Below are 17,564 nucleotides of genomic sequence, written 5' to 3' on the forward strand. Positions count from 1 at the left end.
ATACACAAATATTTCAAAAAAACTATTGAAAAACGATGCAGAGTGCGTTAATCTTTAATTGCGAAAACGATTAAGTGAAACTATTGCTCCTCCAGATGGATATGAGTATAATTAGAACAGAAAACGATTTCTGCATTTTTATGATTTTCATATATCCCAAGGGAGGAAAACACATGGTATCCATCAAAGACATTGCTGCACGGTGCGGGGTGTCAGCTGCCACGGTCAGCAAATCGCTGAACGGTTACAGTGACATCAGCGAAACAACCCGTGCAGCCATCCGCAAGGTAGCGGACGAAATGGGCTATATGCCTAATTCCGCCGCTCGTGCACTGAAAACGAACCGTACATATAATTTGGGGGTTCTTTTTGTAGACGAAACAATGAGCGGTTTAACTCACGAGTATTTCTCCTCTGTGCTGGATAGCTTTAAAGTAGAGGCAGAGCAGCGGGGATACGACATCACCTTTATCAATCACAATATCGGGGGCAGACCTACCACCTATCTGGAGCATTGCCGCTACCGTGGGGTAGATGGAGCAGTAGTAGCCAGTGTGGATTTTTCAGATCCCCAAGTGCTGGAATTGATGGAAAGTGATCTTCCGGTTGTCACCATTGATCACGTTTTTAACAGCAAAACAACCATTATCTCAGACAATATCACCGGCATGGCAGAGCTGGTGCGGCATGTCTATCAAAAAGGGCATCGGCGCATCGCTTTTATTCACGGTGAAAAAACATCGGTTACCGAAAACCGCTTGGCTAGCTTTTATAAAGCCTGTTATGAGCTAGGCCTGGAAGTGCCAGACGAATATGTGCGGGAAGGGTTATACCATGACCCCAAAACCTGCGCCAAGGTAACAAAAGAATTATTGGCCTTGAAAAAGCGACCCACCTGCATCTTCTTTCCGGACGATTTTTCTTTTATTGGCGGACTTAATGCAATTACAGAAACCGGTCTTACCGTACCGGAGGACATATCCGCAGTTGGATATGACGGTATTTATCTCTCCCAGGTGGTACGACCCAAACTGACCACCTATAAGCAGGACACCGAATCCCTTGGCAGGGAAGCGGCAATCCATTTGATCGATTCTATCGAGCGGCCAAAGACTACTTTGCCGGAACGTATCCTTGTGAAGGGCAGCCTTCAAGAAGGCAGGTCGGTAAAGCAGCTGTAAGCGCCTCGATCAGGACGTGAAACAGTTTTGTAAACCGACAGGTTTTCATTTTTAAAGGAGGATATTTACATGAAAAAAGCACTTGCAGTTCTTATGGCATTGGCCATGGCGTCTTCGTTGCTCGCCGGGTGTGGCGCGTCAGCCAGCTCCGCATCTACCGCAGCTCCTGCTTCTTCCACCGCCTCTTCTCAGGCGGCCCCCGCAGAAGGCAAGGTCCTGCGCGTTTACTGCTGGAACGAAGAGTTCAAATCCCGTGTGGAAGCATATTATCCTGATTACAACAAAGATACCCAGATGATTGGCGACACCAAAGTGGAGTGGGTTATTACCCCCAATGAAAACAATGCATACCAAAACGCGCTGGATGAAGCGCTGCTCAAACAATCCACCGCAGCAGATGACCAAAAAGTGGACCTCTTCCTCATCGAGGCAGACTACGCGCTCAAATACACCTCTGCCGATGCAGGTGTTGCAATGAGCGTGCAGGATGTAGGCTTGACCGATGCCGATATGGCAGATCAGTTCCAGTATACTCGTGATGTTGTAACCGGCGAAGACGGCGTACAGCGCGGCATTTCCTGGCAGGGCTGCCCGGGCGTTATGCTTTACCGCCGCGACATCGCGAAAGATGTTTTTGGCACCGATGACCCCGCAGAGATTCAGAAACTTGTTAGCGACTGGGATAAATTTGACGCAGCTGCAGAAAAACTTTCTGCCAAAGGCTACAAAATGCTGCCCGGCTTCGACGATACTTACCGCGTATTCTCCAATAACGTTTCTGCACCTTGGGTAACCGATAACAAAATCAATGTTGACCCGGCCATTACCCAGTGGGTGGAGCAGACAAAAGAGTACACCGACAAAGGCTACAACGAAAAAGGCAACCTTTGGAGTTCTGAGTGGTCCAAAGGCGCTACCGACAAAGCATTCTGCTACTTTGGACCGGCATGGTTCATCGACTACTGCCTGGCAGGCTACACCATGGAAACCAGTGAAGCAGACGGTGGCAAAGCAGAGCTGGGCAACGGCACCTACGGCGAATGGGCGGCTTGCGCTGGCCCGCAGGGCTATTTCTGGGGCGGTACCTGGATGTGTGCAGCAGAAGGCTCTGATAACACCGCTTTGATTGCTGATATGATGAAGACCATGTGCTGCAATGCTGATACCGCAACCAAACTGGCGAAAGACGTCAACGAGTTTGCGAACAACAAAACCGCAATGAAAGCACTTGCTGAAGATACCAGCTTTGGCTCCAATTTCCTTGGTGGCCAGAACGTTTACGGCGCAATGTATGATTCCGCAGAAAAAATTGTCATGGATAAATGCACCGCATACGACCAAGGCCTGAACGAGAGCTTCCAAACTGCATACCACGATTACTTCAACGGCACCGTAGATAAAGATACTGCATATGCAAACTTTATCAAAACCGCACAGGAAAAATACCCCGAGCTGAAAGGCTAATTAAACGAGTTGTTCTTATAACACCGAAACCGGGCGGGCAAGCGCCCGCCCGGTTTTATTCAACCATCTGATGCAACAAGGTACGAGGTGATATTATGCAGGCAACCACAGCACCGGCAGAAAAAACCGTGGAGCCAAGGCTGAAGAGAAACCGCAAGAGCATCAGCTATGCAAAATGGGGCTACTATTTTATTGCACCGTTCTTTGTTGTATATGCTGTATTCTCGCTTTATCCGCTGCTGTCTACTTTTTATTATAGCTTTTTTGAGTATTATCGCAGCGGCTTAAAATTCATCGGCCCCAACTTTGTAGGGTTCGAAAATTTTAAAACTCTGTTTGCTAACGGAGACCTTGTGATGTACGCGAAAAATACGCTCATCATGTGGATTCTCGGCTTTATTCCTCAGATTGTTTTTTCATTGCTGCTAGCGGCGTGGTTTACCGACGTGCGGCTGCATATTCGCGGCAGCGGGTTCTTTAAAACAGTTATCTACATGCCTAATATCATTATGGCCTCAGCTTTTGCAATGCTGTTTTTTACGCTGTTTTCTGATAAAGGTCCTATCAATGACATCTTTATCAGCCTTGGCTGGATGGATGCGGCAAGGCCCTACCAGTGGCTCGCAACCACCGCGGGCAACCGCGGCTTGGTGGCATTCATGAACTTTCTAATGTGGTACGGCAATACCACCATTATGCTGATGGCGGCCATCATGGGCGTAGACCCGGGGCTTTACGAGGCGGCGGAAATCGACGGCGCTTCCAGTACCAAACAGTTTTTCTCCATTACACTTCCGCTTATTCGTCCCATTTTGCTATATGTGGTTGTCACCAGCATGATCGGTGGCATTCAGATGTTTGACGTGCCGCAGATTTTGACCAACGGCAAAGGCCTGCCGGACCGCACAAGTATGTCGCTGGTGATGTACTTAAACAATCATTTGTTCAGCAAAAACTACGGTATGGCAGGTGCTGTGTCGGTTGTGTTGTTTATCATCGCTGCGGTTCTGAGCTTTTTGGTCTTCCGTTTTAATACGCGAAAGGAGGAGCGCTGAATATGAGTAATACACAGGCAGTGCGCATTCGCAAAGGCCGCAGTACATTAACGCTGCGCAGAGTCATCGCTTATACGGTGTTGATTTTGCTGACGCTTCTCTCACTTTTCTCCTTTTACGTGCTTTTTATCAACGCGACCCGCGGACATTACGATATTCAAAAAGGCTTTTCGTTTTTGCCCGGCCGTGCATTGATGGCTAACCTCAACAATGTAATGAGCTCCAGCGAGATGCCGGTGCTGCGCGGCATGCTCAACAGCTTTATCGTGGCTACAGGTTCCGCAGCGCTCAGCGTCTACTTTTCGACGCTCACTGCATATGGTATCCATGCCTATCAGTTTAAAGGCAACAATGCAGCGTTTAAATTTATCCTGCTTATTATGATGGTGCCGACACAGGTTTCTGCACTTGGTTTCATCAGCTTAATGAACAACTGGGGGCTGCGCAATTCCTTTATTCCGCTGATTGTTCCCACCATTGCGGCACCGATGACTTTCTTTTTTATGAAGCAGTATATGGAAAGCAACCTGCCGTTGGAGATTATCGAAGCGGCGCGCATTGACGGTTCCGGCGAATTCGCCACCTTTAACCGTATTGTACTGCCAATGACAAAACCCGCCATTGCGGTGCAAGCCATTTTTACCTTTGTTGCAAACTGGAACAATTACTTTATTCCCTCGCTGCTGATTGACAACAAAAACATGAAAACGCTGCCCATTTTAATGGCACAGCTGCGCAGTGCAGACTGGCTGAAATTTGACTTAGGGCAAGTATATATGCTAATTGCGCTGGCAATTCTTCCTGTTGTTATTGTTTATCTGTGTCTCTCGCGGTTTATTGTGGGCGGCGTCGCGCTGGGCGGCGTAAAAGGATAAACGTATTGTCTGGCTTTCACAGAGCACTGGCTCTTTCGATGATTTTTAGCTGCTGGCGTTATAAAATGCTTTATCAATTTGCGAAAGAGAAACGTAAGCAAAAAAACTGGATAAAATCAGAAATATAGAAGCAGGGCATAAACTCAATTAAAACAAGGGCACTATTGCGAAAGGCGATAGTACCCTTGTTTTTTATTTGGATCTCTTCTACCGAGCCTTTATAAATAAGAAGCAAGAGAAAAAAGAGCGGATAAGAGCGGTACCTTAAAACGCAAACTGGCATAATGCCAGAAAACGAAGCAACGTTTGGGTTAATTTCCCAAACTTTTGAAAAACAGCCCAAAGGCCATTGACAGAACCATAAAAAAGACTATACTGAAACTACACCAAACAAGTATAGTTATCGAAGGCGTTCGATTTTTCATTTAATTAAAGGAGGTTCTGTCATGTTATTTCAAACCACTGAAGTTCACGAGGCACTGCGCGAAAAGGTTCGGGCCTTTGCAGAGGCAGAAGTTAAACCCATTGCATTTATGCTGGATCAGCAGAATGAGTTTCCCACTGAGGCTGTCAAAAAGATGGGAGAACTGGAGCTGATGGGCTTACCTTACCCCAAAGAATACGGTGGGGCAGGGATGGACGTTTTAAGCTACGCCATCGCAGTAGAGGAGCTTTCTCGTGTAGACGGCGGTACCGGCGTTATCCTTTCGGCTCACACTTCGCTAGGCTCGTATCCGATTGCCGCATTTGGTACCGAAGAGCAAAAACAAAAATATCTCGTGCCGCTGGCAAAGGGCGAAAAAATCGGTGCGTTTGGATTAACAGAGCCTAACGCCGGCAGTGACGCGGGCGGAACAGAAACCACCGCAGTGCTGGAGGGCGACCACTATCTACTCAACGGCGGCAAAATCTTTATCACCAATGCCGGTAAAGCAGATATTTATGTTGTGTTTGCCGTTACCACGCCGAATATTGGCACAAAAGGCATCAGTGCTTTTATTGTGGAAAAAGGCTGGGAAGGCTTTACCTTTGGCGATCATTACGACAAAATGGGCATTCGTTCTTCCGCTACGGCCGAGCTGATTTTTAACGATGTAAAAGTACCGAAAGAGAATCTGCTCGGTAAAGAAGGCCAGGGCTTTAGAATTGCAATGGCAACACTGGATGGCGGCCGCATCGGCATTGCCGCACAGGCGCTGGGAATTGCGCAGGGGGCTTATGAACATGCACTCGAGTACTCGAAAGAGCGTGTTCAGTTTGGCAAACCTATCTGTCAGCAGCAGATTATCGCGTTTAAACTGGCGGATATGGCCACCAAGTTGCGCTGTGCAAGAATGTTGATTTACAGCGCAGCCGAGCTGAAAGAGAACCATGAGCCGTATGGTTTGGAATCTGCGATGGCAAAGCAGTATGCCTCAGACATTGCACTGGAAATTACCAATGACGCCGTGCAGATTTTCGGCGGCACCGGCTACCTCAAAGGTATGGAAGTTGAGCGCGCTTACCGCGATGCGAAGATTTGCACTATCTATGAGGGCACCAATGAGATTCAGCGTGTCGTGATTGCCTCTCACATTATCGGCAAGATGCCGAAAGAGCAGGTCGCATTTGCAAAAGCAAAAGGCCCGGAGACCGGTGCCCGCAAAAAGGTGATGCTCAAAGAGGGAACCGCGGAAGAGCGTGTCAATACTCTTGTAGAAGCACTGAAAAAAGACGGCTACGATTTTACGGTTGGCATTCCTCTTGACACCCCCATTGTAGAGGCAGAGCGTGTCGTCAGCGCTGGCAAGGGCATCGGCCCCAAAGAGAATATGAAACTAATAGAAGCACTCGCCAAAGCGGCAGGTGCAGCCATTGGCTCTTCGCGCCCTGTGGCAGAAACGCTGCAATATGTGCCCCTTAACCGCTATGTTGGTATGTCCGGGCAGAAGTTCAAAGGAAACCTTTACATCGCTTGCGGCATCTCTGGTGCAGGCCAACACTTAAAAGGCATCAAAGAAGCAAGCACTATCGTAGCAATCAATAACAACCCCAATGCGCGCATCTTTAAAAATGCCGATTACGGCATCGTAGGGGACGTAGAAGAGATTCTCCCCCTGCTGACCGCGGCACTGGATAATGGCGAAGAAAAACTGCCTGCGCCCCCGATGGTGAAAATGAAACGCTCGGTACCCAAAGAGGCTGCCCCCAGCTACCCGCTGTATGCCTGCAATGGCTGTGGTTACGAGTATGACCCTGCTTTGGGCGACCCCGAGAACGACATTTTCCCTGGCACTTTGTTTGACGCGCTGCCCGAAGAGTGGATTTGCCCCGACTGCGGCGAAGCAAAAAGTGAGTTTATCCCCGTCTAATAAAGACGGTACAATTGATGCAAGGAGGCATTGACTATGTATTGCTATCGCAAAGTGACCGATGACCTTTACTGGGTAGGCGGCAATGACCACCGGCTGACCCTGTTTGAAAATATCCATCCGATTCCTCGCGGCGTTTCGTACAACGCCTATCTGCTGATGGACAAAAGCACCGTGCTGTTTGACACGGTGGATTGGTCCGCCAGCCGCCAGCTGATTGAAAACGTCGAGCATCTGCTCGCCGGGCGCGCACTGGATTATCTCGTCATCAACCACATGGAGCCCGACCACGGTGCTTCCATTGAAGAAATTGTGCTGCGCTACCCGAAAGTGAAAATTATCAGCACCGAAAAAGCGTTCCTCTTTATGCGGCAATTTGGCTTTTCCATCGAGGGCCGCACCATTGAGGTAAAAGAAGGGGACACCCGCAGCTTTGGCAAACATACGGTTACCTTTGTTGCGGCGCCAATGGTCCACTGGCCGGAAGCAATGGTTACCTTTGACACCACCAACGGCGTTTTATTTTCCGCAGACGCGTTTGGCTCTTTTGGTGCACTGGATGGTAAGTTGTTCAACGATGAGCTGAATTTTGACCGCGACTGGATTGATGATGCACGCCGTTACTACACCAATATCGTGGGAAAATACGGCCCCCATGTGCAGGCGCTGCTGAAAAAAGCAAGCACCATCGATATCAAAATTATCTGCCCCCTTCATGGACCGGTGTGGCGTTCTGATTTTGCTTACCTGTTAGACAAATACGACAAATGGAGCCGCTATGAGCCGGAAGAAAAAGGCGTGATGATTGTCTATGCTTCGATGTATGGCAATACCGAATCTGCTGCTGGCGCACTGGCAGCCCGCCTTGTAGAAAAAGGCATGACCAACGTGGTGATGTATGACGTTTCCAAAACACATGTATCGTACCTGATTGCTGAAGCCTTCCGCTATAGCCACATCGTGCTGGCATCGGTAACTTACAACCTGGGCATTTACCCGGTAATGCACAACTACTTGATGGATATGCAGGCTCTTCACCTGCAAAACCGCACAGTTGGCATCATTGAAAATGGCTCTTGGGCGTGCAAATCCGGCACGTTGATGCGCGATTTCATCGAAGAAAATATGCGCGGTATGAATGTGCTTTCCGACGGCGTGACCATGGCTTCTGCTATGAACGAAAACAATCTGCCGGATCTTGAATCACTGGCAAATGCTTTGATGGATTCGATGAAATAGCCACCTTTATCTTTTGATATGACGGGCTGAAGCATTCTAAAAGGAAGAGTAGCCTTTCGCAAACGGGTTGCTCGCAATAAGAATAGAACGCAGAACCTCTTTCTTGTGCCGGTGCTCCAGCACGCCTCATATAATCTCCAGAACAATCGCCTTATAAATTTCTCCAAATATAAAACCACTTGGCCTGTTCCTTTTGGCCGAGTGGTTTTATTTTTTTGCGGTAGAGCAAAAGTGCCAGAACAGTTTTGGGTGCTATTCGTGACAAATAAATGGCACAATTTCTATGCAAAAGCGAGAAAAGCGGAAAAAAGCAGCTAAGATTATCTCAACAGACGTAAATCGATTGAAAAAAGTACTGGAAAAGCTATAATGAAATTTGAAAATAGGGATAATGGGCTACTACGCCCATTTGTAATAGTATTTTTTCTGCTTACCTTATATAACATAATATAACATAGATGTATTTGGTAGACTTTTTTATGCAGCGCCGGGTAGCGGTATCTTATAACGACACATCATAAAAAGACAACCCGGGGAGGAAAGCGAATGACGCAAAAAAAGCAAACAACAGAGCTGGAGCGCAAATTGCATTCGGCGTTTTTGCTACTTTCTACTCTAGTAATCCTGCTTTCTCTCGGGGTAACGCTTTATTACGACGTGACCCGGCAGAAAAAAGATACCGATGCCATCATCAGTGGTACGGCTGCTTATATCGCGATGCTTCCCGGTGTGGTGACGATGTTGGAGGAAGGCTATCCTGACCCACAGGTGAAGCAGGCGGTAGATTCGCTTTGTGATACGATTCCGGATATCAATGTAGCGGTTATCTGCGATAAGAACGGCTTGCGTTTTTACCACACAGACCGCCAAAAAACCGGTGATTCGTACCTTGATGGAGACGAAAAGCAGATTTTAGAGGGCAGTGCGCCTTATGTTACAACCGGCTATGGTAGCAAGGGCAACCAGCGCAGGGCTTTCCACGCAATTACAGGTGCAGATGGAAAAATCATCGGTTACGTTATGGTGTCGGTGTTCAGCGCCAGACTTACCGCGCGCCACCGCAGCATTTTACTGGTGCATTTTTGTATTTTGGGTGTTATGTTGCTGGCAAGCGTTGTGCTTACCAATGCCATTCTACGCTCGCTTCGTAAATCGTTGATGGGATTTCAGCCGGAAGAGCTGCTACGTCGCTATCTGCGCCAAGATGAAGTGCTGGGCGCTGTGGAAGAGGGACTCGTGGCGTCAAACCCACAAGGCATCATTATTTTCGCAAACCACGCGGCCGTAAACTTTTTCCCTGACACCGAAACGCTGGTTGGGATGCAAGTGCAAGAGCTTTTCCCGGATACCTGCCAGACCACCATTATCGAAACGGGTAAGCCGGAGCACCGTCGCTCTTGGATTATCAACGGGCACACGGTGCTGGCCAACGAGATTCCTATCCATACAGAAGACAACAAGGTGCAGGGTGTACTTACTATTTTGTTCGATAAAACCGAAATGCTGCGGGTGTCAGACGAGTTGTTTGGCGCACGCAGTATGCTGGATGCACTGCGCTCATTCAACCACGAGTTTTCGAATAAGCTGCATGTTATTTTGGGCTATCTGGAAACAGGGCAGACCCAGCAGGCAATTCGTTTTATCGTTAATAGTAACCTTGTTTCCGGCCAGTTGATTTGCCAAACGGCAGAGCTGATTCGCAATTCCGAGCTTTGTGCGCTAGTCATCGGCAAAATGATGCATGCGGCAGAGCTGGGTATTTTGCTCAATCTTGCTGGTGACAGCTGCTGCATTGAGCAGGATATGCTGCTGCCGGTAGATGACTGGATTACCCTTACCGGAAATCTGCTGGAAAATGCCATTGAAGAGCTGAGCGGCAGTGACCGTGAAATTAAAGAAATCAAGCTGGGCATCTATTGCCGCCCAGACTGCAATATTCTGGTTTGCGAAGATACCGGTGGGGGGATTCGCCCCGAGGTTGCAGACCATATCTTTGAAAAAAATGTTTCAACCAAAGGGCAAACGCACGGCATGGGCCTGTATCTGGTGCAGCGCATCGTTAAAGCAAACGATGGAAAGATTGAAATAGACACCGAACCGGGCGAAGGAACCTGCTTTACCTTGACCTTTACAAGAGAGGAAAAGAACCATGTATAGGGTAATCATCATTGAAGACGATCCCATGGTAGCCGCCATTAATCGACAATACATAGAAAACACCCCCGGCTTTCAGGTGCAAGAAGTATTTAAAAATGGCTGCGATGCGCTGGAATACCTGAAAACAAGGGATACCCAGCTGATTATTTTGGATTATTACACCCCGCTGATGAACGGCGGAGAGTTTATTGACCAGCTGCACCAGATGGGCAAAGCGCCTTCTATTATTATGGTAACCTCGGCAAATGACACCCAAATTGTGCGTGACTTAATGAGTCGTGGCGTTTTTGACTATCTGGTAAAGCCGTTTGAATACGGCAGATTTAAAGCGGCACTCAATAAATTCAGTCAGGCGCAGTCGCTGTTGGGGAACTCAAAAATGTGTTTAAACCAAGAAGATATTGATCGGCTATGGGTGCCGGCAGAACCCTCGCCGGCGGCGACGGCGACACTTGCCAAAGGGCTGAACGATGCTACAATGGGACTGATTCGCAATTTTTTAAAAGAAAATCCTGCCGCGATGTACACCAGCGAACAGATTGCAGAACAGATTCATCTTTCACGCATTACCATACGCCGATATATGAATTATCTTGTAGAAACACACGAGATTGCAAGCACCATTGACTACCAAACAGGGGGTCGGCCTTCTATAAAATACCGCTCTCGGTAACAAACGCCAACAAAAAAATACACAAAAACTGATTACAATACTTACAAAAGACCTACATTAGTTACAGAAAATTGAAAAACTCGGCCTACCTTTTTATACTAAAGAGCAGTGAAGTGCGCGCTTCAAAAAAGGTTGGAGGGTAATAAATCATGGACATTTTAAGTTACTTTGGCACTTATACCCCTGCGGCGGATGGGGCAATTGCGTCATTCAAATTCGAGTACTTAATTACTTTGGGCATTGCGGCAATCGTTATTTTCGTCGGTCGCGCTATCGTTTCTCGCTCGAAACTTTTGCGGAAATACGCGATTCCCGCACCGGTTGTAGCGGGCCTCATCTTTTCGCTGCTGATTTCAGCAGTCAAGGCATCCGGCACCATCGCCCTTTCGTTCGATACCAAAACCATGCAGGACCTTTGCCAGAACCTGTTCTTCCTCTGTGTTGGCTTTGGCTTCAGCTTTAAAATGATTAAAAAAGCGGGCGGTAAGCTGTGCATCATGATTGCTGTTGCTGCTTGCTTGCTTATCACCGGCCAGGACATCCTCGGCGTGCTGGTTGGCAAACTGATTGGCCTGCACCCGCTGCTGGCATTGCAGTGCTCTTCCGCATCTATGTCTGGCGGTGTTGGCACGGCTTCTGCCTTTGGCCCCATTTTCGAAAGTATGGGCGCACCCGAAGCAACCACCATTGGTGTTGCGGCAGGTACCATGGGCAACATTATGGGCTCCCTCATCGGCGGCCCGGTTGCAGCTTTCCTGATCAGCCGTCACCACCTTTCTGCAGACCCCAACGACAAGCCGGAAGCAGCACAGAACGGTTCTGCTGCACTTTTGGATAACGGACGCATGATTTCGATGTTTGCAATGTGCTTGCTCGTAGCAGCACTTGGCATGCCCATTTACTGCCTGCTCGACAATATCCCGATGATTGAGATGCCGAAGTTTATCGGCTGCCTCTTTGCCGGTGCAATTGCCCGCAACGTAATGGAAGCAACCAACATCAAATTCTACACTCCCGAAGTTGACGCCATTGAACATATGTTCCTAGAGCTGTATCTGGCACTGGTACTTATGACCATCGATATCACCAAGCTTGCCCCTGTTGCAGGCCAGATGGGTATCATCCTGTTGGTACAGGCAATCTTTATGGCATTGTTTGCTATCTTCGTTTCGTACAATATGTTTGGCCGCAATTACGGCGCTGCTGTTATGGCCGCTGGCAACTGCGGTTGGGGCTGCGGTTCTGGCCCGAACGCTGTTGCAAACGAAAAAGCAGTTATGGAGCAATACGGCTGGCACAACGTTGCATGGGTGCTGTATCCTTCCTTCGCGGTTGTAATCGACGATATCTACAACCCGATTTTCCTTTCCATCTTCGGCAGTTTTATGAAATAAGCGGTTCTACCGATTGTTTGTTGTATATTAAAATGATAAAACGAGTGCCTGCTATATTAGCGGGCACTCGTTTTTCTTTTTTTCTCGCGACCTTTGATAGAAAAAGTCTTGAAATTATGGTATAGTAATTTTGTACATAAAAAGCATAGTAATTGCCTAGAAGGCTTAATGTGAGGCGAATTTAAATTATAATGCAGAAGGTGTGAAATCTGTCTGCGATGAAAATACAAGCAAAGGTTTGGTGAGGTGCGGTGGACAAAAAGCGGATAAGCAAATTTGCTGCCGGGGTGGTTGGCATCCTGATACTGGCGGCCGGTATCGGTGTGGCAAGCAGACCTTTCTGGGATTCCACCACGTCAGGTTTGCGCCCAGACAAAACGTCTGAGCCGCAGCTTATGATACTTACCATCGGCACAGCAGACAGTGGGGGCACTATGTACCCAGTAGGCAGTGCAATTGCACAGGCGCTCACCGCAAAAGAACCCTTTTTAAAAGTTAATACCAGCGCTTCCAGCGGCTCGCTTGCCAACGTGCAGGGCATTGAAAATGGCCAGATTGATATGGGCCTTGTAAGCGCTGATGTGGCATTGGTAGCATATGAGGGCAAAGCAGAATTTTCAGGCAAGCCGGTGGAAAACCTGCGTGTGATTGCGGCGGTATATTCCAGCCTGTCTAACTGGATGGTGCGTGAAAATGCAGATATCGTTTACGTGCACGATTTGATTGGCAAGCGCGTGGCTCTGGGACCGGAAGGCTCTACTACCGAGCTCTCTGCGCGAAATGCGCTGACGGTGCTTGGCATTAATAAAAACAACACGCAATTTTTAAATTACGGGCTGGGCACCGCCGGCACTGCCGTTATGGAGAATGATGTGGATGCAGTGCATGGATTTGCGGGCATCCCCATCAATGGACTCGAAGAAATGGCCCAAAAAACGCCGACTCGGTTACTCCAATATACGGATGAGGAATTGCATAAAATTTTAGCCCGCAATGCCAGCTATTCGCGCTCGATTATTCCGGCGGGCACTTATACAGGGCAAACACAGCCGGTAGAAACCTTTGGGGTGAAATGCCTACTTTGTGTCAGCGCGGATATGGATGAGGAACTGGTTTATACCATTACCAAAGCCTTGTACGATTCGGTAGAAGAAATGGCTGCGGAACAACCTGTGATGGCGGAGATGAAAAAAGAAGATTTTTGTTACAGTAATCTTCCTGTACCGCTGCACCCAGGCGCAGAAAAGTTTTACCGCGAGCGTGGCCTGGTGCAAGATTAGTCTTTTCCTGCTATAAAAGAAACACTGCAAACAGGGCCTGTCAAAAGATAGGTTCTGTTTTTTGTTTTTGAAAAATAAAAGCAATAATTGAATATGGTAAAAAATTACTGTAAAATACTGTAAGACAATGTCGAAATATAGAACAAAATCCCTTGCTTCTTTTGCTTTTACAACGTAGAAACGATTTGTTAAGCTTGGCTCAAATATTAAGAAATGTAGCTGTGCTTTTTCTGCATTGATAATTTTCGTTTTATTTCTCAAATTTTATCCCTTTGATGCGGCAGTACTGCTCTTTGGCAGAAAAAATAACGCGAGAGAAGAGACAATAAAGCGTCTGCAAAAGCCAAGGGAATAGGAGGAAAGCGGAGTGCCTTTTTTAATGATAACATCATTGCTGCTGCTTTTTGCAGTGGCAATGATGCAAATAAGCAAACAGAAATTTACATATTGCCTGCCCCTGGTCTGCTTTTTAATCATTATAAGCAGCTATCTTTTGGCGGTGCTTGGTGGCTTGTGGCTTGCGCCTGGGTTGCTGCGCGGCTTGGCTGTGGCTGCCTTGCTTTATTGCATTTATGCCTTTTTCAAAACGAAAACGCTTACCGTGCGCGAGGTCGGCTTTGCGATGATGGCGTTTTGTGTATTTGCGGCCTTACTTTGGTGGCTTTGCCGCGGCAGAATATTTTTTGACTGGGACGAGTTTTCTCATTGGGGCTCTTCCGTTAAAATCATGTATTACAGCGATGAGCTGTACAGCGCTCCTGCTTCCAGCGATTTATTTAAGTCTTATCCACCGGCGCTTGCATTGCTGCAATATGTTTTGCTCAAAACCTTGGGCTTGCCGTTTCGTGAAGATGCTGTTATGTTATCCGGCGCATTACTTTCGGCATCTATGCTACTGTATCCGCTTGGGGCTATTTCTGCAAAAAAGCGCCCGGTGGGTGCACTGCTTAGCTGTGCAGTTTTGGTGCTTGCACCGGCGGTTGCAACAGACCACCCATATTATCAGGTTGCCGTAGAAATGCCGATGGGGATTTTAGTAGCCTTTTTGCTGCTTGTGACTTTTTTGCCCGGTAAAACAAGGCCACGACTTTTTCTCGTTAACATGGGCTGTTTTGTATTAACTTTGCTCAAGGGTACTGGCGCGGGGCTTGCTGTACTGTGCTGCTACGTCGTAATGCTTGTATTGTACAAAGAGTTGGCTGGGCAGGAGCAGTTGCAGCACAAGCGCGCATTGCGCTCGCTGCTTGCTGTTAGCCCGCTTTTGGCGGTTGCAGCGGCCAAGCTTTCGTGGAAGCTATACCTTGCTGCGGTAGGGGTAGCAGAGCGCTGGCAGGTGCAGACAACAGTAGGGGACATATGGTCGCTACTGACAGGTCGCAGCACAGGTTACCGTGCGAAAGTACTTACAAAATTCAAAACAGACTTGTTTATCACTGGTGCTTATGGCCCGGGACAATTTGCTTCACCGGTTTGCTGGGTGCTGGTGCCGCTACTTGCTGGCGTACTCGTCTGCTTGCTGCGCCCTAAAAATGAAAGAAAAAGAATTTGCATAGCGTTTGCCGGTAGCGCAGGCCTCTTTTTAGCGTTTGTTGTGTCTCTGCTTGCAAGTTATTTGTTTGCATTTGACCCAGAAGAGGCAGTAGTTCTGGCGTCTTTTTACCGTTACCTTTCTTCGCTTATTACTTCAATGGTGGTTTTTGCGGCGGGGATGCTTTGCTGGGCACTGTGCGCAGCGGAGAAAAAGAGCCTGCAGTTCACATTGGCAGTGTTGGCGGCAGCACTGGTCCTTCCGTTTGCGACCAGTCGCAATTTTGTCACTCTTTTGCTGAACGCCCCAACGGCAGCGGCACAAACGCACCACGACCGCTATCTTTACCAGCGCACGGCTGCATATATTCGTCAGCTGGGGCAGTCAGATCCGCGCCTTTATCTGATTACCGCAAACGATGCAGGCAAAACACAGCTGATTGTAGGCTATGAGCTGCTGCCGCAAACTTTGCCTGAACAGGCAACAATCATCGCGGCAGAACCTTCCGAAGAACCGTGGGTCAAGCAATACAGCGCCGAAGAGTGGAGTCAGCTGTTGGCCAAAGAATATGACTATGTATATATCCATTGCCCGGAAGACCAGTTTGTGCGGGATTACATTTCTGTTTTTGAGGACGAAAGTCAGGTTGTAGTAGACAGAATGTTTGAAGTGGTACAGCAGCCAGACGGAACGGCAAAACTGCGTCGCATTATGATGGAGCCGGTGCAATAAATCATTTTTTTATTTATAAATTATCCAATAAAAGCCGGGGCAGACGATAATGCTCCGGCTTTTTGTGCTTTCGCTTCAAGCAATTCTGGGCATGCAAAGACAAATGGGACAGAATATGATACAATAAAACTTCTGGCATAAGTGCCAGTGAGAATTTTGCAATTTACGCAGAGCCGCGTATAAGCCGATGAGAAAACCAAATGCGGATATGCTGAAATAGAGGAGAAACGGATGAAACACGCTAAACATTCTGCTGGCAGAGCAAGGGATGGATTTCGCACAAAATGGGGATTTATATTAGCTTGTATCGGCTCAGCTGTGGGCATGGGCAATATTTGGTTATTCCCTGTGCGAGTGTCCGGATACGGCGGTGGCTCTTTTTTGCTGCCCTATTTCTTTTTTGTTATGGTTATCGGTTTTTCAGGGGTAATTGGCGAAATGGCGTTTGGCAGAGCGACCCGCTCGGGGCCGGTAGGGGCTTTTCAGCAAGCGGCACAGCGTAAAGGATGGTCTCAAAAAGTAGGCACAGTGCTGGGGCTAATTCCCGTTTTTGGCTCGATGGCACTTGCCATAGGCTATTCGGTCGTGGTGGGATGGATTGCCCGCTATACCGCCGGTGCGTACACGGGCAGCGGGCTTGCGCCTGAAACGGTCCAGCAGTTTGCCGACCGATTTAACGATACCGCACAAAGCTTTGGCAATACCTTTTGGCAACTTGTAGGGCTTGCAATTGTATTTTTTATTGTGGTCGCAGGGGTGGCAGGTGGCATTGAAAAAGTCAACAAAGTGCTAATGCCTCTCTTTTTCGTGATGTTTTTGGGCATTGCTGTTTATGTGGCGTTACAGCCGGGCGCAGCGGCAGGTTACCGCTATATGTTCACGGTTGACCCTGTGCTGCTTGCAGACCCTAAAACTTGGATTTACGCGCTGGGACAAGCATTTTTCTCTCTCTCGCTTGCGGGCAACGGAACTTTAGTGTATGGTTCGTACCTCGATGACGAAGAGGATATTTTAAACGCCGCGTGGAAAGTTGCACTGTTTGATACCTTGGCGGCGCTGCTGGCGGCACTCGTGATTATCCCCGCCATGGCAACGGTAGGCGAAACCCTGACACAGGGCGGGCCGGGGCTGCTGTTCATCTTTTTGCCGCACCTGTTCCGCGGTATGCCCGGTGGGCGATTATTGATGATTGTGTTCTTTACTGCGGTACTTTTTGCAGGGCTTACATCGCTCATTAACCTTTACGAAGCGCCGATTGTTACGTTACAACAAAAATTTACTTTGCCTCGGGCGAAAGCTGTAGCACTGGTGCTGGCGTTTGGTGCGCTGGTCAGCGTGGGCATCCAAGGCATTGTAGGCGGCTGGATGGATTTTGTTTCTATCTATCTTTGCCCGCTGGGCGCGGGGCTTGCGGGTGTTATGTTTTACTGGGTTTGCGGCAAAAGCTTTGCCCGCAACGAGCTGCAAAAGGGACGCAATAAACCCATTGGACGCTGGCTTGAGCCAATGACCCGATACCTTTTTTGTGGATTAACTGCCGTGGTATTTCTGCTCGGCATTTTTTATGGTGGCATTGGTTAACAAAAAACAGCTTTTTGCTTTATGCAAAGAGCTGTTTTTGCATTTTCAAGGTTG

At 48.2% G+C, this 17,564-nt stretch carries 12 protein-coding genes; all 12 read left to right on the forward strand.

Going from position 1 to position 17,564, the window contains the following annotated elements; genetic code table 11:
- Positions 1–173: 173 nt before the first annotated feature.
- The 12 genes from C1A11_RS09645 (at position 174) to C1A11_RS09705 (ending at position 17,510) form a co-directional block, all read left to right on the forward strand.
- Positions 174–1,181: a LacI family DNA-binding transcriptional regulator gene (locus tag C1A11_RS09645; protein WP_102050261.1), complete on the forward strand. Its 1,008-nt coding sequence runs from the start codon at positions 174–176 to the stop codon at positions 1,179–1,181.
- 69 nt (positions 1,182–1,250) lie between these two features.
- Positions 1,251–2,645: an ABC transporter substrate-binding protein gene (locus C1A11_RS09650; protein ID WP_102050262.1), complete on the forward strand. Its 1,395-nt coding sequence runs from the start codon at positions 1,251–1,253 to the stop codon at positions 2,643–2,645.
- Between the two features lie 95 nt (positions 2,646–2,740).
- Complete coding sequence (locus C1A11_RS09655; RefSeq protein WP_102050263.1) at positions 2,741–3,700, forward strand: carbohydrate ABC transporter permease; 960 nt, start codon at positions 2,741–2,743, stop codon at positions 3,698–3,700.
- Positions 3,701–3,702: 2 nt separating this feature from the next.
- Positions 3,703–4,575, forward strand: coding sequence for a carbohydrate ABC transporter permease (locus C1A11_RS09660; RefSeq protein WP_102050264.1), 873 nt, complete (start codon positions 3,703–3,705; stop codon positions 4,573–4,575).
- A 446-nt stretch (positions 4,576–5,021) separates the two neighbouring features.
- On the forward strand, positions 5,022–6,926 hold the full coding sequence (locus C1A11_RS09670; protein WP_102050266.1) for an acyl-CoA dehydrogenase family protein: 1,905 nt from the start codon (positions 5,022–5,024) through the stop codon (positions 6,924–6,926).
- Positions 6,927–6,962: 36 nt separating this feature from the next.
- The gene (locus C1A11_RS09675) at positions 6,963–8,165 is read left to right on the forward strand and encodes an FprA family A-type flavoprotein (protein ID WP_102050267.1); all 1,203 of its coding nucleotides are present in this window, start codon (positions 6,963–6,965) and stop codon (positions 8,163–8,165) included.
- A 546-nt stretch (positions 8,166–8,711) separates the two neighbouring features.
- The gene (locus C1A11_RS09680; protein WP_102050268.1) at positions 8,712–10,322 is read left to right on the forward strand and encodes a sensor histidine kinase; all 1,611 of its coding nucleotides are present in this window, start codon (positions 8,712–8,714) and stop codon (positions 10,320–10,322) included.
- Positions 10,315–10,995: a response regulator gene (locus C1A11_RS09685; protein WP_102050269.1), complete on the forward strand. Its 681-nt coding sequence runs from the start codon at positions 10,315–10,317 to the stop codon at positions 10,993–10,995. Before C1A11_RS09680 ends, C1A11_RS09685 begins: the two co-directional genes overlap by 8 nt.
- A 146-nt stretch (positions 10,996–11,141) precedes the next feature.
- Entirely contained in the window at positions 11,142–12,389 is a 1,248-nt protein-coding gene (locus C1A11_RS09690) for a sodium/glutamate symporter (RefSeq protein ID WP_102050270.1), read from the forward strand.
- Between the two features lie 251 nt (positions 12,390–12,640).
- The gene (locus C1A11_RS09695; protein ID WP_102050271.1) at positions 12,641–13,669 is read left to right on the forward strand and encodes a TAXI family TRAP transporter solute-binding subunit; all 1,029 of its coding nucleotides are present in this window, start codon (positions 12,641–12,643) and stop codon (positions 13,667–13,669) included.
- A gap of 367 nt (positions 13,670–14,036) precedes the next feature.
- Positions 14,037–15,929 (forward strand): hypothetical protein, encoded by a 1,893-nt coding sequence (locus C1A11_RS09700; protein ID WP_145995751.1) that lies wholly within the window; start codon positions 14,037–14,039, stop codon positions 15,927–15,929.
- A 231-nt stretch (positions 15,930–16,160) separates the two neighbouring features.
- Positions 16,161–17,510, forward strand: a complete 1,350-nt coding sequence (locus tag C1A11_RS09705; protein WP_102050273.1) for a sodium-dependent transporter — start codon at positions 16,161–16,163, stop codon at positions 17,508–17,510.
- Positions 17,511–17,564 lie beyond the last annotated feature (54 nt).

Origin of the sequence: Pygmaiobacter massiliensis, assembly GCF_900199435.1 — a bacterium.
Classification (GTDB): Bacteria; Bacillota; Clostridia; order Oscillospirales; family Ruminococcaceae; genus Pygmaiobacter; species Pygmaiobacter massiliensis.

What these genes read in the sequence shown, in the direction of transcription:
- C1A11_RS09645 (WP_102050261.1), top strand. Translation starts at nt 174, where the DNA reads ATGGTATCCATCAAAGACATTGCTGCACGGTGCGGGGTGTCAGCTGCC.
- C1A11_RS09650 (WP_102050262.1), top strand. Translation starts at nt 1,251, where the DNA reads ATGAAAAAAGCACTTGCAGTTCTTATGGCATTGGCCATGGCGTCTTCG.
- C1A11_RS09655 (WP_102050263.1), top strand. Translation starts at nt 2,741, where the DNA reads ATGCAGGCAACCACAGCACCGGCAGAAAAAACCGTGGAGCCAAGGCTG.
- C1A11_RS09660 (WP_102050264.1), top strand. Translation starts at nt 3,703, where the DNA reads ATGAGTAATACACAGGCAGTGCGCATTCGCAAAGGCCGCAGTACATTA.
- C1A11_RS09670 (WP_102050266.1), top strand. Translation starts at nt 5,022, where the DNA reads ATGTTATTTCAAACCACTGAAGTTCACGAGGCACTGCGCGAAAAGGTT.
- C1A11_RS09675 (WP_102050267.1), top strand. Translation starts at nt 6,963, where the DNA reads ATGTATTGCTATCGCAAAGTGACCGATGACCTTTACTGGGTAGGCGGC.
- C1A11_RS09680 (WP_102050268.1), top strand. Translation starts at nt 8,712, where the DNA reads ATGACGCAAAAAAAGCAAACAACAGAGCTGGAGCGCAAATTGCATTCG.
- C1A11_RS09685 (WP_102050269.1), top strand. Translation starts at nt 10,315, where the DNA reads ATGTATAGGGTAATCATCATTGAAGACGATCCCATGGTAGCCGCCATT.
- C1A11_RS09705 (WP_102050273.1), top strand. Translation starts at nt 16,161, where the DNA reads ATGAAACACGCTAAACATTCTGCTGGCAGAGCAAGGGATGGATTTCGC.